General features: G+C 70.7%; 12 protein-coding genes and 3 pseudogenes. 8 read left to right on the forward strand and 7 right to left on the reverse strand.

From position 1 onward, the window contains the following. Positions 1–33: 33 nt before the first annotated feature. Entirely contained in the window at positions 34–1,197 is a 1,164-nt protein-coding gene (gene dusB, locus ACTWQR_RS12720; RefSeq protein WP_443227112.1) for a tRNA dihydrouridine synthase DusB, read from the forward strand. A 107-nt stretch (positions 1,198–1,304) separates the two neighbouring features. Here dusB and ACTWQR_RS12725 read toward each other — a convergent pair whose 3' ends face one another. Both ACTWQR_RS12725 and ACTWQR_RS12730 read right to left on the reverse strand, forming a co-directional pair. Then, positions 1,305–3,248: an amylo-alpha-1,6-glucosidase gene (locus ACTWQR_RS12725; RefSeq protein WP_443227113.1), complete on the reverse strand. Its 1,944-nt coding sequence runs from the start codon at positions 3,246–3,248 to the stop codon at positions 1,305–1,307. Next, positions 3,245–4,933, reverse strand: coding sequence for an MGH1-like glycoside hydrolase domain-containing protein (locus ACTWQR_RS12730; protein ID WP_443227114.1), 1,689 nt, complete (start codon positions 4,931–4,933; stop codon positions 3,245–3,247). The genes ACTWQR_RS12725 and ACTWQR_RS12730 overlap by 4 nt, the downstream gene beginning before the upstream one ends. 145 nt (positions 4,934–5,078) lie before the next feature. On the opposite strand from ACTWQR_RS12730, the gene ACTWQR_RS12735 reads away from it, so the two are divergent. From ACTWQR_RS12735 to ACTWQR_RS12750, 4 genes and pseudogenes are all read left to right on the forward strand, one after another. After that, positions 5,079–6,296, forward strand: a complete 1,218-nt coding sequence (locus tag ACTWQR_RS12735; RefSeq protein WP_443227115.1) for an ROK family protein — start codon at positions 5,079–5,081, stop codon at positions 6,294–6,296. Between the two features lie 416 nt (positions 6,297–6,712). Then, entirely contained in the window at positions 6,713–9,451 is a 2,739-nt protein-coding gene (ppdK, locus tag ACTWQR_RS12740) for a pyruvate, phosphate dikinase (protein ID WP_443227116.1), read from the forward strand. Between the two features lie 188 nt (positions 9,452–9,639). Beyond that, a pseudogene (locus ACTWQR_RS12745) lies at positions 9,640–9,984 on the forward strand (sulfatase-like hydrolase/transferase); the annotation flags it as partial. Beyond that, positions 9,953–10,387, forward strand: coding sequence for an NUDIX hydrolase (locus tag ACTWQR_RS12750; protein ID WP_443227117.1), 435 nt, complete (start codon positions 9,953–9,955; stop codon positions 10,385–10,387). The pseudogene ACTWQR_RS12745 and the gene ACTWQR_RS12750, both read left to right, overlap by 32 nt. 364 nt (positions 10,388–10,751) lie before the next feature. Here ACTWQR_RS12750 and ACTWQR_RS12755 read toward each other — a convergent pair whose 3' ends face one another. The 4 genes from ACTWQR_RS12755 to ACTWQR_RS12770 all read right to left on the reverse strand — a co-directional run bounded on the left by ACTWQR_RS12755 (position 10,752) and on the right by ACTWQR_RS12770 (position 15,637). Further along, positions 10,752–11,912 (reverse strand): alkaline phosphatase PhoX, encoded by a 1,161-nt coding sequence (locus ACTWQR_RS12755; RefSeq protein ID WP_443227118.1) that lies wholly within the window; start codon positions 11,910–11,912, stop codon positions 10,752–10,754. 186 nt (positions 11,913–12,098) lie between these two features. Beyond that, on the reverse strand, positions 12,099–13,040 hold the full coding sequence (locus tag ACTWQR_RS12760; RefSeq protein ID WP_443227119.1) for an oxidoreductase: 942 nt from the start codon (positions 13,038–13,040) through the stop codon (positions 12,099–12,101). A 60-nt stretch (positions 13,041–13,100) separates the two neighbouring features. After that, complete coding sequence (locus ACTWQR_RS12765; RefSeq protein WP_443227120.1) at positions 13,101–15,035, reverse strand: SulP family inorganic anion transporter; 1,935 nt, start codon at positions 15,033–15,035, stop codon at positions 13,101–13,103. Beyond that, positions 15,032–15,637, reverse strand: a complete 606-nt coding sequence (locus ACTWQR_RS12770; RefSeq protein ID WP_443227121.1) for a carbonic anhydrase — start codon at positions 15,635–15,637, stop codon at positions 15,032–15,034. Before ACTWQR_RS12770 ends, ACTWQR_RS12765 begins: the two co-directional genes overlap by 4 nt. A gap of 291 nt (positions 15,638–15,928) precedes the next feature. Here ACTWQR_RS12770 and ACTWQR_RS12775 point away from each other — a divergent pair. From ACTWQR_RS12775 to ACTWQR_RS12785, 3 genes and pseudogenes are all read left to right on the forward strand, one after another. Next, positions 15,929–16,291 (forward strand): annotated as a pseudogene (locus ACTWQR_RS12775) (response regulator transcription factor); the annotation flags it as partial. A gap of 870 nt (positions 16,292–17,161) precedes the next feature. After that, positions 17,162–17,518, forward strand: a pseudogene (locus ACTWQR_RS12780) (winged helix-turn-helix domain-containing protein); the annotation flags it as partial. Between the two features lie 167 nt (positions 17,519–17,685). Further along, positions 17,686–19,185, forward strand: coding sequence for an ATP-binding protein (locus tag ACTWQR_RS12785; RefSeq protein ID WP_443227122.1), 1,500 nt, complete (start codon positions 17,686–17,688; stop codon positions 19,183–19,185). Positions 19,186–19,254: 69 nt separating this feature from the next. Here the strand turns inward: ACTWQR_RS12785 and ACTWQR_RS12790 are convergent, their stop codons facing one another. Continuing rightward, a complete protein-coding gene (locus tag ACTWQR_RS12790) occupies positions 19,255–21,636 on the reverse strand; it encodes a hypothetical protein (RefSeq protein WP_443227123.1) in 2,382 nt (793 codons plus the stop codon). Positions 21,637–21,638 lie beyond the last annotated feature (2 nt).

A 21,638-nucleotide genomic window follows, 5' to 3' on the forward strand; every position in this document is an offset into this window, starting at 1 on the left:
CAGGCACCCGTCGGCGTACGTGACAATGGAGGAATGTCCACGCCCACGACTCCGTTGCAGATCGGCCCGCACACCGTCCGGCCGCCCGTCGTCCTGGCCCCCATGGCCGGGATCACGAACGCGCCGTTCCGCACGCTGTGCAGGGAGTTCAGCGGCGGGAAGGGCCTGTTCGTCAGCGAGATGATCACGACTCGGGCGCTTGTCGAGCGCAACGAGAAGACGATGCAGCTGATCCGCTTCGACGCGACGGAGACCCCCCGGTCGATCCAGCTGTACGGGGTCGATCCCGCCACCGTCGGCAAGGCCGTCCGCATGATCGCGGAAGAGGACCTCGCCGACCACATCGACCTGAACTTCGGCTGCCCCGTGCCGAAGGTGACCCGCAAGGGCGGCGGCTCGGCGCTCCCGTACAAGCGGAACCTGCTGCGGGCGATCCTGCGCGAGGCGGTCGCCGGGGCCGGTGATCTCCCCGTCACGATGAAGATGCGCAAGGGCATCGACGACGACCACATCACGTACCTCGACGCCGGCCGGATCGCCGTCGAGGAGGGCGTGGCGGCGATCGCGCTCCACGGGCGCACGGCCGCGCAGCACTACGGCGGTACGGCCGACTGGGACGCCATCGCCCGGCTGAAGGAGCACGTGCCGGAGATTCCCGTTCTCGGCAACGGCGACATCTGGTCCGCCGACGACGCGCTGCGGATGGTGCGCAGCACTGGTTGTGACGGTGTCGTGGTCGGGCGGGGTTGTCTGGGGCGGCCGTGGTTGTTCGCGGACTTGGTGGCGGCGTTCGAGGGGCGCGCTGCCCGGGCCGGAGGCCCTGATGGATACAGTGTGCGCCCCGCTCTCCGCGAGGTCGCCGCTGTGATGGTCCGCCACGCCACCCTCCTCGGCGAGTGGATCGGCGACGAGGCGCGTGGTGTCATCGACTTCCGCAAGCATGTGGCCTGGTACCTGAAGGGCTTCGCGGTCGGTTCGGAGATGCGGAAGCGCCTTGCGATCACTTCGTCTCTGGCCGAACTCTCCGAGGGGCTGGCCGAGTTGGACCTGGACCAGCCTTGGCCGACGGGCGCGGACGGCCCGCGCGGCCGTACGTCCGGCAACAACAGGGTTGTGCTGCCGGACGGTTGGTTGAAGGACCCGTATGACTGTGCGGGGATCAGCGAGGACGCGGAGTTGGACACGTCCGGGGGCTGAGGGTTCGCTGCGGGTGTGTGGGGGCTGACAGGGGCGGAGCCCCGTCCTTCAGGGGCGCGGGGAACTGCGCGACCAGCCCAATACGCCCCGCACATCGCTCACCGACCTCAGGCACCCCCTACAGCCGTAAGCAACGCCAGCGGTGCAGCCGCAGACCGGGACTCCCGCACGCACGCGTGCGGATACGGCACAGGCTCCCCGTGGCTGTCGCGGCCGTACCCCGCGAGAACCTCCGGAAGGCGGTGGCCGGCGACGGTCGCCGCGTCCACGAGGGCGTGGGCGACCGTACGGGCCTCGTCATGGAGGCCGTAGCGAGCCAATCCCAACGTGACCAGCGCATTGTCGTGCGGCCACACCGAGCCCCGGTGATAGGAGAGCGGGTGATACGCCTCCTGGCCGGAGGCCAGCGTCCGCACTCCCCACCCGGAGAAGAAGTCCGGCTCCAGCAACCGCCGGCCCACCAACTCCCCGTACTCCTTGTCCAGCAGCCCCGACCAGAGCAGATGCCCCGCATCGGAGGCGAGCGCGTCCACATGGTTGCCCTCGCCGTCCAACGCCAGCGCGGGGAACGCGTGCTCCGGCATCCAGAAGTCCCGCTGGAAGCGGTCACGGAGGTCGGCCGCGGCCTGTTCCAGCAGGGCCGCGTAAACCTCGTCCTCCCATACGGCACGTGCCAGTTGGGCAGTGCGGCGCAGGGCGTCGTACGCGTACCCCTGGGCGCCCGCGGCCATCACAGGACCGGTGGGCCGGCTGCCGTCGGCGGAGCAGATGGCGCCGGGGGAGTCCTTCCAGTTCTGGTTGGCGAGGCCGCCCTCGTCGGCGCGGTAGACGAGATAGCCGCGGGAGGTCAGGCCGCCGTGGTCGAGCATCCAGCCGACCGCCGCGCGGGCGTGGGGCTCGAGACGGCGGGCCAGCGCCACGTCGCCGGTCTGCTCGACGTAGGCGCCGAGAAGGACCAGGAACAACGGCGTGGCGTCGACGGACCCGTAGTACCGCCCGTACGGCACCTGCCCGAAGTGCGCCAGCTCCCCGTGCCGCATCTCGTGCACGATCTTGCCGGGCTGGGCCACCGAGTCCGGGCCGACCTCGGTCGCCTGGGCCGCGGCGAGCGCGGGCAGGGTGGCGGCGGCGAGTTGTGGGCGGTAGGGGAGGGCGAAGAGGGAGGTGAGGAGGGCGTCGCGGCCCAGCAGCGTCAAGAACCAGGGGACTCCGGCCGCCGGTACGCGAAGGTCCTCTCCGTCGGGGCCCGTTGCCGGGACCTGGAGCACGGCCAGGTCGGACAGGCCGCGCGCGCAGGCCGCGGCGAGCTCCGGCCAGCCGGTCGGGAAGGGCACGCCCTCCGCGAACTCGTCCTCCAGCGCGAGGAGCCGGTCGTTCGCGGCGGCTGGGGAGGGGGGCACCTCCGGGTGCGGCATACCGTGCGGGCGCGCCGCCACCCGGAGGGCCAGCTCGGCCGAACCGTGCGGTTCGAGGTCGAGGGTCCATACGAGGCGACGCGCGCCCGTGCCGGTCTCCTCGACGCCGTCCGGTGCGGGCTCCGAGGTGACGGTCGTCCAGGACCGCCACTCACCGCGCCGGTAGCTGAACTCCACGCCGTCGTCGAGGACTTCACGGGAGCGGACGGCGCCGATCTTCGCATACGTCCGGTAGTCGGAGCGCAGTTCGAACTGGTCCGTGAAATCGGCGTCCGCGGTGACCGCGATGCGGACCGTGGTCGGCACCGGGCGGTTGCTGGTGACGCGCAGCGATTCGACGAACGCGCCGTCAGCGACGGCCTGTTCACGGAAGACGGTGTACGCGGGCGGCTCCTGGCGGCCGCCGCGCGGTACGAGCACGCAGCGCGCCGTGTCGCCGTCCGCGACCGGCGACAGCGCCTCGGGCACCGCGCCGTCGACGGTCAGCTGCCAGCGGCTCAGATGCCGGGCGTCTCGCACGAACAGCCCGTCGGGCGCGGCCTGCGAGCCGCCGCCGCGTACGCCGCTGATGTCTCCGCCGTCGTCGACTGCCGCGAACGTCCCGCCGTGCACGAGCAGATGATGCCGGTCCGTCATCCCCGGTCCCCTCCCTTGCCACCCTTGCCGAGCCTGTCGATGGCGCTGTGCGCCGGTGCGCCGTGGGCCGTTGAGCTGTGAGCCGATGCGCTGTACGTGTACGTCGCTGAGCCGTGTTCCGTGTCGTCGAACATGCCGTGCCCCGGGCGGGACCCGCCGTCCGGCGCGTCGTGCAGCAGGTCGAGTGTGAGCGCGGCGGTCCAGCTGAAGCCGAGCGCGCCGCAGGCCTCGCCGGTGTACGGATCCACGTACTCGGCGAACCCGGACGTGTCGGCCGTGTCAAGGAGCACCGTCCGCAGGGCGTCCGCCCGCGCGTGCTCGCCGTGCAGCCTGAGCCCCCGCTCCAGCAGCCAGTTGGTGTTGAACCAGGCCGGGCCCCGCCAGTACCGGTGCGGGTCGAAGGCGTCCCCCGTCAGGTCGTAGCTGGGCACCAGGCGCGTGGTGTCGCCGAGCCCGAAGTGCGGGCCGTACACGGTCCGTACGAGCGTGGCGGCGATGTCGCGGGGGAGGGCGGGGAGGAGCAGCGGGATGAGTCCGGAGACACCGCGCTCGGGGATCAGCTCGCCGGTCCGCACGTCCCGGCAGAAGAACATCCCCTCGGCCGGATCCCACAGCCGGTCGACGAGCGCCGCCGTCAGCCGCTCCGCCCGGGTGTGGCGGGCCGTGCCCGTGGCGCCCAGCTCCCGCGCGATCCGGGCCAGTGCGTGCTCCGAGGCGATCAGCAGGGCGTTGAAGGCCGGGTCCTCCACCGCGAACTCACTCGCCCCGTCCCGGGATCCCTCGCCCGGCCCGGCCGCGTATCCCTCGCCCAGTCCGTCTCCGTACTCTGCGCCCGGTCCGTCCCCGTATCCCTCGCCGGGCACATCCCGGTACTCGCCGTCCCGGTAGTCCGTCGCCAGCCGCACGTACCGGCCGTAGTCCAGATCCGTCGGCCGGTCCTCGGCCGCGCCGTGGTCGAGGTCGGCGCGGCGGAAGGAGTGCGACGGGGCCGGCGTGACACGGGAGAGCGGCGTGTCCCAGCTGGGGGCGTTGTCCATGCCCTGCTCCCAGGGGTGGACGACGGAGGCGAGGCCCCCGCCGGCCAGGTCCCGGCGGTGCAGGAGATAGCGGTGCCAGGCCGCCAGGCGGGGGTACATCCGGGCCAGGAAGCCGCGCGACCGCGACAGGCCCGGGTCGGAGACATGTACCAGCCATGCGGCGAGCGCGTGCACGGGTGGCTGCACGATGCCCGACGTCTGTACGGTGCGCGGGGCGCCCGCGGCGCGCCCCGCGGTCGAGGAGCGCCAGAAGTCGGGGCTCGGGAAGTACGCGTCGAGGGGGACGGTGGGGTTGAACACGATGTGCGGGATCCGGCCGTCGTCCCACTGCGCGTCGAGCAGCGTCTCCAGCTCCACCTGTGCCCGCAGCGGCGACAGATGGCGCAGGCCGATCGCGATGAACGCGGAGTCCCAGGACCACTGGTGCGGGTACAGGCCGTGCGAGGGCACCGTCGACGTTCCCGTCCAGTTGCCGTTCAGCACCCGGGCCGCCCTCAGATGCAGCGACCCCGCCGGGCGGACCGGATCGTATACGGCCGCCCCGGTATGGCCGATCTCACCCTGCCCGGAAAATGGCGGTGAGGGTGAGGTGCGTACGGGATCCAGGTGCCCGGTGCGACGGGCGGTCAACTGGGTTGTGCGGTCCACTCAGGTCTCCCCGACGACAGGCGGCCGACCAGTTCGGCAGTAGCTACTCTAGGGTTACGTCTATTTAACACGCAAAACTCAATATGTAATGCAGAGTTGGTGAGCGCAAGGGGTTCGCATGACCGGGACCGCCAGGAGGAGCGGAATGGCCGGAAGAGCCGGGAAGACCGGAAGCCAGGCGAGCTCCGGCGATCTGCTGGAGCTGGTGCGGAGCGGGCGTGCCACCACGCGCGGGGCGTTGCAGCAGGTCACGGGGTTGTCCCGGGCCACGGTCGGGCAGCGCCTGGACCGGCTGTTCCGGGCCGGCTGGCTGCGTGAGGGCGCCGCGGGGCCGGTGGACTCGCCGCAGGGCGGCCGCCCCTCGGTCCGGCTGGAGTTCGATGACTCACACGCCGTCGTCCTCGCCGCCGACCTCGACACCCGGCACGCCCGCGCCGCGGTCCTCTCCCTGACGGGTGAGTTGCTGGCCGAGCACGGCGGGCCGCTGCTCATCGAGGACGGCCCCGACGCCGTACTCGGCGAGCTCGGCCGCTGGTTCGGCGAGCTGCTGCGGAAGGCCGGGCACCAGGCGCACGAGGTCTGCGGCATCGGGCTCGCCGTGCCGGGGCCCGTCGACAGCGAGACCGGCCGGGTCGTCCAGCCGCCGATCATGCCCGGCTGGGACGGCTACGACATACGGGGTCGCCTCACCCGCGCCTTCACCGAGCACACGGGCGCCGCGGCCGTCCCGGTGCTCGTGGACAACGACGCCAACCTCATGGCGTACGGCGAACAGCGCACCGCCTATCCCGACTGCTCGGCCTTCGTGCTGGTCAAGGTCTCCACCGGCATCGGCGCGGGCGTGGTCGTCGGCGGCACGATCTACCGGGGCATCGACGGGGGCGCCGGGGACATCGGGCACATCCGGATCCCCGAGGGTGCCGACGCGCTGTGCAGGTGCGGGGCGTACGGCTGCCTCGCCGCCGTCGCCAGTGGTGGAGCCGTCGCGCGCCGGCTGGCGGAAACGGGAGTTCCGGCGGCCTCGGGGTCGGATGTGCGCGATCTGCTGACCTCCGGGCACCCCGGAGCGGCCGCGCTCGCCCGGGAGGCCGGGCGCAGCGTCGGCGACGTGCTGGCGACGGTGGTGACGCTGCTCAACCCCGGGGTCCTGATGATCGCCGGAGATCTGGCCGGAACGGCGTTCCTCACCGGCGTACGCGAACTGCTCTACCAGCGCGCCCTGCCCCGCTCCACCGCCCACCTGGACGTCGTCACCTCACGGCTCGGCGATCGAGCGGGCCTGGTCGGAGCGGGTGCGCTCGTCGTGGAGCACCTGTACGCGCCCGAGCGGGCCGAGGAGCGGCTGCTCGCGATGGGTGTCTGACGGAGTGTGTGACGGCCGTGTTTCGGTCCGTGAACCGGTCCGAATGGTGAAATCCGGTCGGCCAAAACGGCGTGATTCTCGCCACGCCTGATCGGGGTTTCGCTCAGATGAGCGGATCTTGGGCTACTGCACTTCTCAAAGGGTGGCACTGAGTGCCACCCTTTGATCGTTTACGGCGTGAACTCAGAGGTGCCGAGGTCCGCTCAGAAGAGCGAAAATCCAGATCTACGGGCGTTGACTGGTTCAAGACATGAACGCAAGGTGCCGCGACGGCTTACCAACCCTTGACTTTCGATCTGCTGGCGGACGGGTGGTTACGTCCGTATGACGCACAAGTGGACGTACCCAGGTGCCTTCGATCTGGGTATGTTCCCCGTCGTCAGGGCAGCCACCGAGTCCTCGAGGAGTCGAGACCCGTGTCGGAAAACAAAGATCCCCACGTAGCTGAGAGTGGCCTCGAGAGCGTGAAGTTCGTTTATGACTTCACCGAGGGCAACAAGGACCTCAAGGATCTCCTTGGTGGCAAGGGTGCCAACCTCGCCGAGATGACCAACCTGGGCCTTCCCGTCCCTCCGGGCTTCACGATCTCCACCGAGGCCTGCAAGACCTACCTCGACAGCGGCGACGAGCCGGCGGCACTGCGTGACGAGGTGAGTGCACACCTCGACGCCCTCGAAGAGCGCATGGGCAAGAAGCTCGGGCAGGCCGATAACCCCCTCCTCGTATCCGTCCGTTCAGGGGCGAAGTTCTCCATGCCGGGCATGATGGACACCGTCCTGAACATCGGCCTCTCCGACAAGTCCGTGAAGGGCCTCGCCGAGCAGGCGGGCGACGAGCGCTTCGCGTGGGACTCGTACCGGCGCCTCATCCAGATGTTCGGCAAGACGGTCCTCGCCGTCGACGGCGACCTCTTCGAGGACGCACTGGAAGCGGCGAAGACGGCGAAGAAGGTCACGGTCGACACGGACCTCGAAGCGGCCGACCTGAAGAAACTCGTCACCAAGTTCAAGAAGATCGTCAAGACCGAGTGCGGCCGGGACTTCCCGCAGGACCCGCGCGAGCAGATGGACCTCGCCATCCACGCGGTCTTCGACTCCTGGAACACCGACCGCGCCAAGCTCTACCGCCGCCAGGAGCGCATCCCGCACGACCTCGGCACGGCCGTCAACATCTGCTCGATGGTCTTCGGCAACCTCGGCCCCGACTCCGGCACCGGCGTCGCCTTCACCCGCGACCCGGCCTCCGGTCATCAGGGCGTGTACGGCGACTACCTGCAGAACGCGCAGGGCGAGGACGTGGTCGCCGGCATCCGCAACACGGTCCCGCTCGCCGAGCTGGAACTGATCGACAAGAAGTCGTACGACCAGCTGATGCAGATCATGGAGACCCTGGAGAACCACTACAAGGATCTCTGCGACATCGAGTTCACCATCGAGCGCGGGCAGCTCTGGATGCTCCAGACACGGGTCGGCAAGCGGACGGCGGGGGCGGCCTTCCGTATCGCCACGCAGCTCGTCGACCAGGGACTCATCGACGAGGCCGAGGCGCTCCAGCGCGTGACGGGCGCCCAGCTCGCCCAGCTGATGTTCCCGCGCTTCGACGAGGACGCGAAGGTCGAGCAGATCGGCCGGGGCATCGCGGCCTCGCCGGGCGCGGCGGTCGGCAAGGCCGTCTTCGACTCGTACACGGCCATCAAGTGGTCGCGGTCCGGCGAGAAGGTCATCCTGATCCGCCGCGAGACCAACCCGGACGACCTCGACGGCATGATCGCGGCGGAGGGGATTCTCACGTCCCGCGGCGGCAAGACCTCGCACGCCGCCGTCGTCGCGCGCGGCATGGGCAAGACCTGCGTCTGCGGCGCCGAGGACCTCGAAGTCGACACCAAGCGGCGGCGGTTGACGGTCAACGGCACCATCGTCGAGGAGGGCGACGTCGTCTCGATCGACGGCTCGACCGGCAAGGTGTACCTGGGTGAGGTCCCGGTCGTCCCGTCCCCCGTCGTGGAGTACTTCGAGGGGCGGATGCACGCGGGCGCCGACGACGCGGACGAGCTGGTCGCGGCCGTGCACCGGATCATGGCGTACGCCGACCGGGTACGCCGCCTGCGGGTACGGGCCAACGCGGACAACGCCGAAGACGCCCTGCGCGCACGGCGGTTCGGGGCTCAGGGCATCGGCCTGTGCCGTACCGAGCACATGTTCCTCGGCGACCGGCGGGAGCAGGTGGAGCGGCTGATCCTGGCCGACACCGACGCCGAACGCGAGGAGTCGCTGAAGGAACTTCTGCCGCGGCAGAAGCAGGACTTCATCGAGCTGTTCGAGGCTATGGACGGACTGCCCGTCACCGTCCGCCTGTTGGACCCGCCGCTGCACGAATTCCTGCCGGACATCACGGAGTTGTCCGTCCGCGTCGCACTCGCCGAGTCCCGCAAGGACTCCAACGAGAACGACCTGCGCCTCCTCCAGGCGGTCCACCGCCTCCACGAGCAGAACCCGATGCTGGGTCTGCGCGGTGTCCGTCTCGGCCTGGTCATCCCCGGCCTGTTCACCATGCAGGTGAGGGCGATCGCGGAGGCGGCGGCCGAGCGGAAGAACGCGAAGGGCGACCCGCGCGCCGAGATCATGATTCCGCTCGTGGGTACGGTCCAGGAGCTGGAGATCGTCCGCGACGAGGCCGAGCAGGTCATCGCGGAGGTGCAGCAACAGACCGGTGTGGACCTGAAGTTGTCCCTCGGCACGATGATCGAGCTGCCGCGCGCCGCACTGACGGCCGGGCAGATCGCCGAGGCGGCGGAGTTCTTCTCCTTCGGCACGAACGACCTGACCCAGACGGTGTGGGGCTTCTCCCGGGACGACGTGGAGGCTTCGTTCTTCACGGCGTACCTCGAGAAGGGCATCTTCGGAGTCTCCCCGTTCGAGACCATCGACAAGGACGGCGTGGGCAAGCTCGTACGCGACGCAGTGAAGGCCGGCCGCGCGACCCGGCCGGACTTGAAGCTCGGTGTCTGCGGCGAACACGGTGGCGACCCCGAGTCGGTCCACTTCTTCCACGAAGTGGGACTCGACTACGTGTCCTGCTCGCCGTTCCGGATCCCGGTCGCGCGGCTGGAGGCGGGGCGCGCGGCGTCCACGTCGAAGGGAAGCGACCACCGGTAGCGCCGGTAGCGCCGGTAACCCGGCAGAACTCCGGGGCCGTTGTCGGTCACCCCGACCCTCACCGACGGGCAACGGCTCCGGCGTGCGAAAGAGGAGGGGCGGCACCTTGTGCGGAGGTGCCGCCCCTTCGTGCATCATCTGCGGAGACTGTCAAGCTATGGCGCTGACCAGGCAAAGCTCTCACCGTCGCCGACACTCATAAGACGCAGCCTCTGTTCCTGTTCGTCAACGTCTCCGCGACCCACGTCCCTCACGGCCACTACCTCGACGACAGTATGGACAGCGCACGCTCCCAGCGGGCAGCCCTGGCATATGCAGATGCCCACCTCGGTCGGTTGATCAGCACCGTGACCAGAATCCAGCCGTGGCTGATCATCATCTGCGCCGATCACGGGGACGCATTCGGCGAGGACGGGTACCGCGGACGAGGCATCGTCCACGCGACCGTCCTGAACGTGCCGTACGCCGCCTGGTACGCCCAGCCCACTACGCTCCCCACGCATGGGAGACCGGAACAACAGCCCGACCGCTGACGCATCCGTGGTCGTCGCCATCGACACCGAGGGCTTGGTGGCTGTCCTCAGCGCCAACTTCCGCCGTCACGGTGGTGAGTATCTCTTCCTGCCCGGGGGCCGAAGGGAACCCGGCGAGAGCCCGGAAGAGTGCGCACGCCGCGAACTCGCCGAAGAGGCAGGCGTCACCGCGCGGACGTGGCGGGCGCTGGGCGCGTACGCGATGACGCTCGGCTCCACCGCCCGCGTCCACCTCTACGAGGCTCGCGACCTCACGCTCGGTCAGCAGTCCCTGACCCCGTCCGAAGCCGACTTCAAGTTGTCCTGGTGGCCCCTCGCTGACGCCATTGGGGCTGCCGCTGACGGTCAGTTCCTGCTCCCTGCCGGGCCGCTTGCTCTCATGCTCGCCGAACGGTCTCGTTGATCCATCACCGCCTCGTTCTGAGCTGCTCCGAGTGTCACGGCGGTGGAATCCGGGACGGCGCTGTCTGCGGAGGCTGTCCGTGCCCGGCCTCCGGGCCGATCGGCGCGCCACATTCCCCTGAACGACAACTGGGCAACAGCCGTCCCCCTCCGGAGGGGGACGGCGGACAACCTCGGCGGCGACCAGCGGGTCGGTGTGGTCTACGGCTCGGCGAAGGGACTCGACCCTTCGACGCGCACAGTCCATGGGCGCCGCGACTCGGGCCTGCCGGAACCCCCGGAGGGTGTGGCCGCGAGTGACAGTGTCGTCACGGACGCGGTGGTCACGGCCGATCTGGACGGAGACGGCTTCCGTGCGGGGCCGGTTACGAGCGGAACGGCCCCGTCACCTCATACGTGATCCCGCCCGACGAACTGCCGCTCGTGCCGCGCTGGCTGGAGAAGTACAGTCGGCGCCCGTCGGGGGAGAAGGCCGGGCCGGTGATCTCCGAGCCGGACTGGTTGTCGATGCGGAGGAACGGGGCGATCACGTCGTCGGGGGTGATGACGCAGATCTCCATGTTGCCGCCGTCCTCCGCGACGAAGAGGTCGCCGGAGGAGGTGCCGGTGACGTTGTCGACGCCGGTCAGCGGGGCCGTGCCGGAGGTGACGAGCGAGTCGTCGTACGCCAACTCGTAGGTGTTGTTGGTGAGGTTGAGCTGCCAGACTCGGTTGTCGCCCTTCGTGGTGAACCAGACCGTGTCGTCGGCGTAGTAGCAGCCCTCGCCGCCGTTGAACTTCTTCGAGCCGGAGACCTGGGTGCGGGTGGTCGTGGGGGAGCCGTCCGGGTCGGGGATGTTCGCCCAGGTGAAGGAGCCGGAGGTGGCGGTCCCGGCGACCAGGACCTGGAGGGTGCCGGAGGAGAGGTTGCCCCAGGTGGTCGGGACGAAGCGATAGAGGCAGCCGCTCGTCTCGTCCTCCGTCAGGTACACGACCTTGCGCACCGGGTCGGCGGCGGCCGCCTCGTGCTTGAAGCGGCCCATGGCGTCCCGGCGGACCGAAGCGTTCACACCCCAGGGGTCCGTCTCGTAGACGTAGCCGAGGGACACCTCCTCGCAGGACAGCCAGGTGTTCCACGGGGTCTTGCCGCCCGCGCAGTTCTGCCGGGTGCCGGACAGGATGCGGTACGCGCCCGTGATCGCGCCGGAGGACGAGAACCTCACCGCGCTCGCACCGCCCGAGGGGTTGATCTCCGAGTTGGATACGTAGATCCAGCCGCTGCCGTCCGCGTAACAGGCTCCGCCGTCAGGGGCGTTGTGCCAGGTGTACGAGGTTCCGGTGACCGTCTGGCCGGAACGGGCGATCACTCTGCTCGTGAAACCGCTCGGCAGTCTGATGCCGTTGGCGTTCGCCGCGCCGAGTGCTCCGTACGGGCCGGTGCCGGGCTGCGCGGGCGCGGCGTACGCGGCGCCGCGCCACAGGGTTCCGCCGAAGACGGCGGACGAACCGCCGAGGACGGCCGCACGCAGGAGAGTACGACGTTCCACTGTCGCTCCAAGGGGGTGCCGAGATCGCTCCGTCCGCCGGTCGGCGACGGGGTCGCGCAACGCCGGAGCCTAGGAGGGCGGGGTGGCCGCGCCGTGGACGGATGGTGACGTGGACGCGTCACGTTTGTCCGCCCGTGCGCCATCCCCGTTTCCCGTCCCCTGTCCCCCGTGTGCCCCTCCAGCACCTCATACCTTCAGCGTCTCGTACGTGACCCCCGTCAGTCGCTCCGACTCCTCCCAAAGCCGTTCCCCCGCCGCGTCGTTGAGTGTCCATTTGGCACGCCAGGACTTCGCGGGGGAGCCGCGCCAGGACAGGAACGACGGACCCGTGAAGGAGTCCGGGCGTACGTCGGGCGCCGTCGCCGCGTACAGCGTGGGGAGGGCGCCCGCCTCCGCCGACTGGGCGAAGAAGCGGTTGCCGATCCGCATGAACCCCTCAGCGCCCTTGCGGCCCTCCAGCTTGGGGCCCTTGGTCTGGAGGTTGGTGGAGGCGTAGCCGGGGTGCGCGGCCGCCGCCACGACGTCGGAGCCGATGGCGGCGAGCCGGCGGGCCAGCTCGTGCGTGAAGAGGAGGTTGGCCGTTTTGGAGCGCGCGTACGCCGTCCAACGCCCGTACCCGCGCTCGCTGTTGAGGTCGTTGATGTCGATGTTCGACAGCGAGTGCGTCGTGCTGGAGAGACTCACCACGCGCGCACCGGGCGTGCCGAGCAGGGTCGGCAGCAGCAGCCCGGTGAGCGCGAAGTGCCCGAGATGGTTGACCCCGAACTGCGTCTCGAAGCCGTCCACCGTGCGCCCGAAGGGCAGAGCCATCAGGCCCGCGTTGTTGATGAGCAGGTCCAGGCGGTCGTGCCCTTGCCGCTCCGGCCCGTACGCCGCCGCGAACTCCCGTACGGAGTGCAGGTCCCCGAGGTCCAGGCGCGCGAACTCCACCTCCGCGCCCGGCACCTCGGTGACCAGGCGGTCGCCCGCCTCGGTGCCACGTTCCTCGCTCCGGCAGGCCAGGACGACCCGGGCGCCGCGTCGGGCCAGTTCGCGGGCGGTGACGTAACCGAGCCCGCTGTTGGCTCCGGTGACGATGGCCGTGCGGCCGCTCTGGTCGGGGATGTCGTTCGCGTTCCAGCCGGTCATGGCCCTGGACTCCCTCCGCATGCGGTACAGGACTCACTCCCGCTCAGTCTCTAGGAACGGTCAGCGCGATGCGTACTCCTCCGGCGGCGTGGCGTACTCCTCCGGGTGCGTCGGATACTCCTCCGCCATCGGACGGGTGTCCAGGTAGAACCACTCGGCGGTGGGGCCCGGGGTCGGGCCTGTTGCCGGGCCTGTTGTCGGGGGCCCGGTGCGGCGCCTGGGAAGCGGCCGGCCGCTCTCGTAGGTCGGTGAGGACAGGGGCTCGTCAACTGCCGTCGTGTCCATGGCGGTTGGCTGTCGTGTCGGTTTCGCCGGGCCCGGCATCAGCAGTTCCACGCGCAGACCCAGGCCGCGCTGCTGGGTGACGAACTCCTCGACCTGGTTGCGGCAGGCGTGGTCCAGGTGGGTCACCCCGGTCAGGTCGAGGCGGATGCGCGGCTTGCCCGACTCGCCGGCGGCTTCCAGGGCCTCGATCAGCTGCGGGAGGCGTAGGAAGGTGGCGTTGCCGGCCATGACGACCTTGGCGGTGTCCTCCTCCAGGTGCTGCTTGATCACGGTCTGCGACATGCGCAGCGCGGCCAGCACGATCCCGGCGGCGAGACCGATGAGGACGCCTTCGAGCAGCGCGGTCGCCACGATGACCAGAGTGGTGATCGTCATGACCGCGAACTCGCCCCGGTCCTGGCGCCACATCTTCGGGAACTCCTCCGGCGCGAACAGCTTCCAGCCGCTGTGGACGAGGACCCCGGCGAGCACCGAGATGGGGATCAGCGCGAGGACCTGGGGGAGGAGGAGTGCGAAGGCGAGCAGCCACAGGCCGTGCAGCGTGCGGGAGAGGCGGGTCTTGGCGCCCGCCTGGACGTTGGCCGAACTGCGGGCCACGACCGCCGTGATGGGGAGCGCGCCGAGGATGCCGGCCACCGTGTTTCCGGCGCCCTGGGCGATGAGTTCGGGGTTGTAGCGGGTGCGCGGGCCGCTGTGCATGCGGTCGACGGCGGCCGCGGTGAACAGGCTCTCCGCCGAGGCGATCACCGTGAAGGTGAGGATCGCGGTGATGATCCCCGGGTCGGCGAGGCCCGCGAGCTGCTCCGTACCGGGGACGTCGACGGACGCGAGCAGATTGCCGACCTGGAGCGTCTTCACGTTCACGCCCGGGAGGGACGCGACCGCGATACCGATGCCCACGGCGACCAGCGCGGCCGGGATCTTCTTCACCGGGCCCGGCATCTTCTTCCACAGGAAGCTGAGCGCGACGGTGATGACGCCGAGTCCGGCGGCGATCAGGGCCTGGGGGTTCGCCAGGGTGTCGGCGAGCAGGCCGGGGACGCCGGCCATGTTCTCGATCGGGGTACCGGGGGCACTGGAGTCGGACATCGGATACAACTGGCTGAACATCAGCGGCAGTCCGATGCCCGCGAGCATGCCCTGCACGACGGCGAGCGAGATCGCCTGGAAGAACCGGCCGAGACGGACCACGCCCAGGACGATCTGCAGGATGCCGGAGCCGAGGACGATCACGCCGAGCATGGCCACGCCGTATTCGAGGACGGTCTCCGCGACGAGGGCCGCCAGTCCGGCCGCCGGCCCGCTGACCTGGAGGGTGCTGCCGCGCGCCGCGCCGACCACCAGGCCGCCGATGACTCCGGAGATGATGCCCAGCTCGGCGGGGACGCCGGAGGCGACGGCGACGCCGATGCACAGGGGGAGGGCGACGAGGAAGACGACGAGGGAGGCGGTGATCTCGGTGGCGAGGTCGGCCTTCGGTGCCTTGGGGCGGGTGCTGCCACCGGTGTCGGTGTCGGTGCCGGTATCAGCACCGGGACCGGTGACAGGGGTGGTGTCGGGGACGGGGGCCTTGGCGAAGGCGGGGTTCGTGGCGGGTGCTGCCGGTACCGCAGATGCCTCCGGTACCGCCGGTGTCCCGGCGTGCGGTGTCCTGGCGTGCGGTGTCCTGGCGTGCGCCGGAACGCGCCCGCGTGCGTGCAGCCCGCTCATGCGGCGTGCACCCGGAAGCGGCCGTCCTCGTCCAGCTCGTGCACCTGACCGGTGTCGACCTCGTAGTACCAGCCGTGCAGCCGCAGCCGCCCCGAGTCGAGCCGTTGCTTCGTCCCCGGGTAACTGCGCAGTACCGCGAGCTGGTTGACGACGTTGAGCTGGGCCACGTCCGGCATCGACGGGTCCCCCGGCGCTCCGTCGAGCACCGGGGCCAGCTCCGGGCGGGCCAGGTCCAGCCAGGCGTCCACGCCGGGCAGCGCGGACAGGTCGTCGCCGGACTTCAGGGCGCCCATCGCGCCGCAGTGAGAGTGGCCACACACGACGATGTCCTGAACGCCGAGCACCTCCAGTGCGTACTCGATGGTGGCGGCCTCGCCGGAGGCGCCGTGCCGCCCGTGCGGTGGAACGATATTGCCCGCGTTCCGCAGCTCGAATATCTCTCCGGGTCGTGCGCCCGTGATCAGGGCCGGTATGACCCGTGAGTCCGAGCAGGTAATGAACAATGCCTCCGGATATTGACCCTCGGCCAGTTTCCGGTATTCGCCGCTCTCGAAATCGACCCGTCTCTTGAACGTGCGGGCGCGGTCCAGTAATGCCTTCACGGTTCCTCCCGGCATGGGGTTCGACCAGGGCTTTCCCGTCGTTCTCTCCACCGTAGAGGGGTGCCTGCCAGGGGAAGGTTAAGGGAACACTAGAGCGCGGCCAGCAATGGACCATATTTTGTCCGGGCCGCTCTCTGGCACCGCCAATCGGACACTCTTGAGCGGTTTTTGAGCGACTGCTCACATTGCCCCGGATTCGCGCGACGTGCCTTTGGCGGCTCTTGTAGCGTGGCACCTCCACGGCACGGAATTCGTGCTGTCCGGAGTCACGCGGATGGGGAGACAGGACGTATGGGCGTACGAGTGCTGCTCATCGAGGACGACGAGACGATCGCCGAACCGCTCGCCGAGGGCCTCGGGCACTTCGGGCTGACGGTCGACCGCGTCTCCACCGGGGCCGACGGGCTGAGAGGGCCGTACGGCGATGTCGTCCTGCTCGACCTGGGACTGCCCGACATGGACGGCATCGACGTGTGCCGCGGCATCCGGCAGGTCTCCGACGTCCCCGTCATCATCCTCAGCGCGCGGGGCGAGGAGGCCGACCGGGTCCTCGGCCTGGAGCTGGGCGCCGACGACTACCTGGCGAAACCCTTCAGCCTGCGCGAGCTGGTGGCCCGCGTGCGCGCGGTGACACGGCGTACGCAGCAGGGGCGGGGTACGCAACAGGGGCTGATGGGGCCGGAGTTCGCGGAGTTGTCGGGAGCGCGAGCGGAAGCGGGGGCGCTGGAGGCGGGGATGCTTGGTGCCGGGCCCCTCGCCGACGGCATGCGCGGGGGCGGACCACTCGGTGCCGGACGTTTCGGTGCCGGACGGTTCGGAGCCGAACGGCTCGGTGTCGGGCCGCTCGGGGCTGAGCCGCGTGACGCTGGGCCGGGTGGCGACGCACCGCGGGATGTCGGGCCGATCGATGTCGGGCCGATCGCTGTCGGGCCGCGCATCGCCGGGCCCCCCGACGGTGGGCGGCTGGACGCGGGGCCGTTCGACGCCGGGACGCCGGGCGCGGGGGCGCTGGGCTCGGGTACGGATGTCGCCGGAGCGCACGGCGAGGGGGCGTACGACTCGGGGACCTCTGGATTCTCGGGCTCCTCGGATGTCGGGCCGTCCGAATCGCGACCTTGGGCCGTGGGGCCACGAGGTGCGGAGCCGTTCGAGGGCGAGTCGTTCGGCGGGGAGCCGTTCGCCGGGGGGCCGGAGCTCGCGTCGCCCCCGTCGCCCGCACGGGCCTCGTACGAGCCCTCCGGCGCCACCCGTGCGCCGTCCTCGTACGACCCCTCCGAGGTCACCCGCACCACCTCACCGTACGAACCCCCGGACGTCACCCGGCACTTCGAGCCCTCGACCTCCTTCGAGACCGGTCCCTACGAAACGAACCGCCCCCACCGTCCCTACCGCCCCCACCAAGCCGAGGCCTTCGAAACGGGCCCGGCCTTCGAAACGGGCCCGGCCTTCGAAACGGGCCCGGCCTTCGAAACGGGCCCGGCCTTCGAAACGGGCCCGGCCTTCGAGTTCGCGCCGCCCATCGAGCCCGCGCCACCCGTCGAAGCCGTCCCCTCCGCCGACCCCGAGCCGGCCTCGTCGGCCGAGGTCGCGGCCGGTCCCGGCCCTCTCGTGGTCGATCGCCGCACCCGGCAGGTCTGGGTCGGTGAGTCCCCGATCTCGCTGACGCCGAAGGAGTTCGAACTCCTCGCGCTGCTCACCGAGGACCCCGGCGCGGTGTACTCGCGGCAGCAGATCCTCGACCGGGTGTGGGACCCGCACTACCAAGGCCCGACGAAGACGCTGGACGTCCATGTCGCCACGCTGCGGCGGAAGTTGGGGCATTCGGCGTGGATCCAGACGCTGCGCGGGGTCGGGTTCAGGCTGGCCGTGCGGAGCCGGCCGCCCACCGCGGGCGGATCGAGTGGGTCTGGCGGGTCGTCGTACGGCTCGGGCGGGTCGTACGGGGAACGGCCGGCCGGGTCGTACGGAGGGGAGCGCCCGAGCGGACCGTACGAGAACCCGCCGCCGAGCGGAACATACGGCGCGCCCGAGCGACCGGCGGCCTACCCATGACCCGTCGGCTGCTGCTCAGCTACCTCAGCCTCGCCGCCCTGCTCCTGCTTTGCCTGGAGATCCCGCTGGGGTTCGTCTACTCGCGGGGCGAGCGGGAGCGGGTCACCAACGTGGCGATGGACGAGGCGGAGTCGGTCGCCGAGTACGCCTCGCTGTCCATGTCGATGGGGCGTGCGCAGCGGGATCTGCCCGGCCGGGTGGCCCGTTGCGCCGAGCGCATCGGCGGCAAGGTGGTGATCGTGGACCCGTCCGGCGCTCTGGTCGCCAGCTCGCACCGGCTCTCGGCGGAGGAGACCCGAGGGCTGGCCACCCGCCCCGGGATCGCCGCCGCGCTCCGGGGAGCCGCCACCCAGGACGTCCGCACCTCCACCATCGGCGGCGTCCAGTACCTGTCCGTCGCGGCCCCGGTCGCACGCGGCACGTTCAAGCAGGGCGCCGTGTGGATCACGCTGCCCACGCGGATGGTGCAGGACCGGGTCCACCACGTCTGGATGCTGCTCGCGCTCGGCGGACTCGCGGCGCTCACCGCGGTCACCCTCATCGGCTTCGCCATCGCCCGTTGGACGGGTCGCCCCATCCGCGAACTGGAGCGCGCCACCCACAAGTTGGCCGACGGCGGCCCCGCCACCCCCGTGGCGATCACGAAGGGACCGCCGGAGGTACGCAGCCTCGCGGCCACCTTCAACCGTACCGCCGCCCGCCTCGAACACCTCCTCGCCTCCCAGCGCGCCTTCGCCGGCGAGGCCTCGCACCAGCTCAAGACCCCGCTCTCGGCGCTACGGCTGCGCCTGGAGAACCTCGAGCCCGACATCGCGCTGCACGCCCGTGGCAGCCTCACCGCCGCGATGACCGAGACCGACCGACTCGCCAGGATGGTCGAGGGGCTGCTGGCGATGGCCCGGCTCGATGAGAGCGCCGCCGTGCGCGAGCCGGTCGACCTGGACGAGGTCTGCGCCGAACGGCACCGCGCCTGGACGCCGTTGTTCGAGCAGTACGGGGTACGGCTCGTCCTGATCGGCGACCACGCGGGACCCGTACCCGTACCGGTACTGGCCGTGCCCGGTGCGCTGGAGCAGATCCTGGACAACCTGCTCTCCAACGCCCTGCGGGTGGCGCCCCTCGGCTCCGCCGTCTCCATCGACGTGCGCCGCCCCGCGTCCCACGAACGCCGCTTCCACCCCCGCCCGGCGGGCCCGTCCCGCGTCGAACTCCACGTCACGGACGAGGGCCCCGGCATGACCGAGGAGCAACGCCGCCGCGCCTTCGACCGCTTCTGGCGTGCTCCCGACGCGCCCAAGGGCGGCACGGGCCTCGGCCTGGCCCTCGTCCAGCGCCTCACGCACGCGAGCGGCGGCGAGATCACCCTGCGTGCCGCCGCCCGGGGCGGCCTGGACGCGGTGGTCGAACTGCCGCCCGTGAGAGGCAGGGACAGAGACGGCACCACGGTGACGGCTCCCCACCGGCCGCTGGAGAGCACCGCCCAACGAGTGCCGTGAGACACCTGGGCCCGGGTCGGGGTCTCCTCGGCCCGACTACCGCGATGCGCCGCCCCGGCGCACCCGTAGTCATCCCGTCAGAAGTGCCGAGATGGCGTTCCAAAGCTGGGCCGGTTGTGGGGAGGGCGGAACGTGCTGATGGAACGGCAGGGCCGAGCGACCCGCGGGCGCGTCGTCCGCCAAATGAGTGGTGAGCAGACGCAACTGCGGGCCTGGCGTCAACCCCAGTTGGCGCGGGAGGCGGTGATGGGTGAGCAGGAGAGCGGGGATGCCGGTGAAGGCAGCGGTCTTCAGTGCGCAGGCCACGTCGGGGACGTCGAGTGTGCGGGTGGTCCACAGAGCGAGGAGGTCGGCGGGCCGGGCGATGGGCATGCTCTGGGACGGCTGGTCGAGCGTCACCAAGTGCGGATGGCGGCCGTACCGCCACAACTCGGCGGTGATGACATGCGCCGCAGCCCGCAGCAGTCCCTCGACCGGCCCGAACGTCGGCGGGCTGGTGTCGAGGACCAGGGTGACCTCTCCTGGCAAGGGCTCCGCCTCCGTGACATGGAGCCGGTAGAGCAGTTCGTGGCGGGAGTGCTTCAGCAGCAGGAGCGGTCGCGGCAGAGCGAGTTGGGTGGGCAGGAGATGGGTCAGCGCGCCACGGTTGCTCGTGCCGCTCGTACCCGGCGCGTGGGCCGTCGTCCTCGTACGGGCGGAGCCGTCGCTCGCCTGCGTGGCGAGCAGCCGCAGTTGACGGCTGTCGAGTTGCGGCATGTCGGCGGCCGAGCGCGCGAGCAGCAGCGGAAGGCTCGGATCCGCCTCGACCGTCTCGGGGCCGAGGACGGTCAGCAGGGAGATCATCCGGTCGGTGACGGTGTCGGCCGCGGCGACGACCGGCGGCAGCGACACGGCCGGAACATTGCTCGCGCACAGGCCGGCGGCCAGCGCGTCACGAAGAGCTGCCACGCGGTCCGCGTCGCGGCTCCCCGGCGGAGGCTCGCACTCCGCGATCCGCTCGGTCCCGGCCGCGAGGAGACCCACGAACCCCACCCGTGAGCGATCCGGCCAGGCCAGATCCTTGAGCCGGGCCATTCCGGGGTGGTCGGCGAGCACACCGAAGCGGGGGTCGTGGAGTGCGTCGGTGGCCGCCCTGCCGGTGAGTGCGACCAGGTCTTCGGCAAGGGAGAGCGGCGGCCACAGATCAGCCTTGCCGAGAGCGACGAGGCCCGCCGGGTCGACGCGGAGGGTCGTAGGGCGCGGTGCATCGGGCGGTGGAGGCGAGGCAGGGGAGGCCTCGGGGACCGTCGTCTCCTTCTGCGGCCTCGGATCGGCCGGAGGAATCCGGTTACGGGGAACGACGAAGGGAAGCTGCTCGCGCCATACGGTGAAGTCGCTGCACAGTACGGCGACCATCGGTTCGCGGTCGGGCGTCATGCACCAGGTCAGCCTGGTGATGCCGGAGTGAGTGTGGCTGTACTCGAGAGTCTCGGAGTCGTCCCGCCGGTGCAGGAGCCGCCCACCGCCCACCGTCATGACGGTCAGCCGGCCGTCACCAAGACCAGCCGCCAGCAGCGTCAGGCCGGGCAGGGCAAGCCAGTCCAGCGCCCGCACGTCCGCGAGCTTCAGGGACGCCAGTGGCCCGGCGAGTACGCCGTCGCTGAGCGTCACTTCGGACTCTGTCGCACCCGCCACCAGAAAGCCCTTGTCACCGAATACCGGCGTTGCGGCCGGGACTGATATCCGGGATGGGAACGCCGGTATCTCGTGGTGGGTCGCTGACCGACCCCCGTCGGCATCATCCGCGATAAACGCGAACATCCTGCCACGGCTGTTGTCGGTGAAGAAAGCGATCGTCCTCCCCCGCGGGAGGAACACCCCGCAATCCGGCTGGAGGAGGCCCGCGTCACGTCTCCCCCACCGCAGTTCGCCGTACCGGCCGTCGGGGCCCCAGACGTCGATGACCGAGTGCGCCCGGCTGTCGAGGCGATTGAAGAGGAAGCGCCCCGCACCGCGGACTCGCGCCGCCGGGACTCGAACCGTCGCGCCGTGCACCCGGACCAGCAGCGCCGCCGTGAGGCCGTCCCAGATGGCCGTCCCGGAGTCGCTCTGGACCGCCAGCAGCGCCCGTTCCCCGTGGGTGTTCCATGTGACGAAACGCACCACGCCGCGTTCGGGCATCGTGCGCAACAGCCGGCCGGTCTGCCCGTCCCAGATCCGTACCAGGCCCGTCCGGGTGCCCGTTGCCACCAGCAGCGGTCCGCCGGGCACCGCGCAGATGTCCATGCAGGTGACATCCTCGGTCTCCGAGAGCTCCATGTTCAGAGCCGTGCTGCCGGGGGTCACCTCCTGTGACGGTCCGTGCGCGGCCACCGCCGGCTCGGCCGCCCCGCCACCGCGTCCCACCGAGCGGGCCTGGGCCAGCGCCCAGGCGCGCAGAGCCCGGTCCTCGGCAGGCATGGCCGACGTCACGG

This window comes from Streptomyces sp. 2A115 (genome assembly GCF_052245575.1).
Taxonomy (GTDB): Bacteria; Actinomycetota; Actinomycetes; order Streptomycetales; family Streptomycetaceae; genus Streptomyces.

Excerpts from the sequence above, each read along its gene's own strand:
- ACTWQR_RS12785 (WP_443227122.1), top strand. The coding sequence starts at position 17,686 with ATGACCCGTCGGCTGCTGCTCAGCTACCTCAGCCTCGCCGCCCTGCTC.
- dusB (WP_443227112.1), top strand. The coding sequence starts at position 34 with ATGTCCACGCCCACGACTCCGTTGCAGATCGGCCCGCACACCGTCCGG.
- ACTWQR_RS12760 (WP_443227119.1), bottom strand. The coding sequence starts at position 13,040 with ATGACCGGCTGGAACGCGAACGACATCCCCGACCAGAGCGGCCGCACG.
- ACTWQR_RS12725 (WP_443227113.1), bottom strand. The coding sequence starts at position 3,248 with ATGACGGACCGGCATCATCTGCTCGTGCACGGCGGGACGTTCGCGGCA.
- ACTWQR_RS12750 (WP_443227117.1), top strand. The coding sequence starts at position 9,953 with ATGGGAGACCGGAACAACAGCCCGACCGCTGACGCATCCGTGGTCGTC.
- ACTWQR_RS12735 (WP_443227115.1), top strand. The coding sequence starts at position 5,079 with ATGGCCGGAAGAGCCGGGAAGACCGGAAGCCAGGCGAGCTCCGGCGAT.
- ACTWQR_RS12765 (WP_443227120.1), bottom strand. The coding sequence starts at position 15,035 with ATGAGCGGGCTGCACGCACGCGGGCGCGTTCCGGCGCACGCCAGGACA.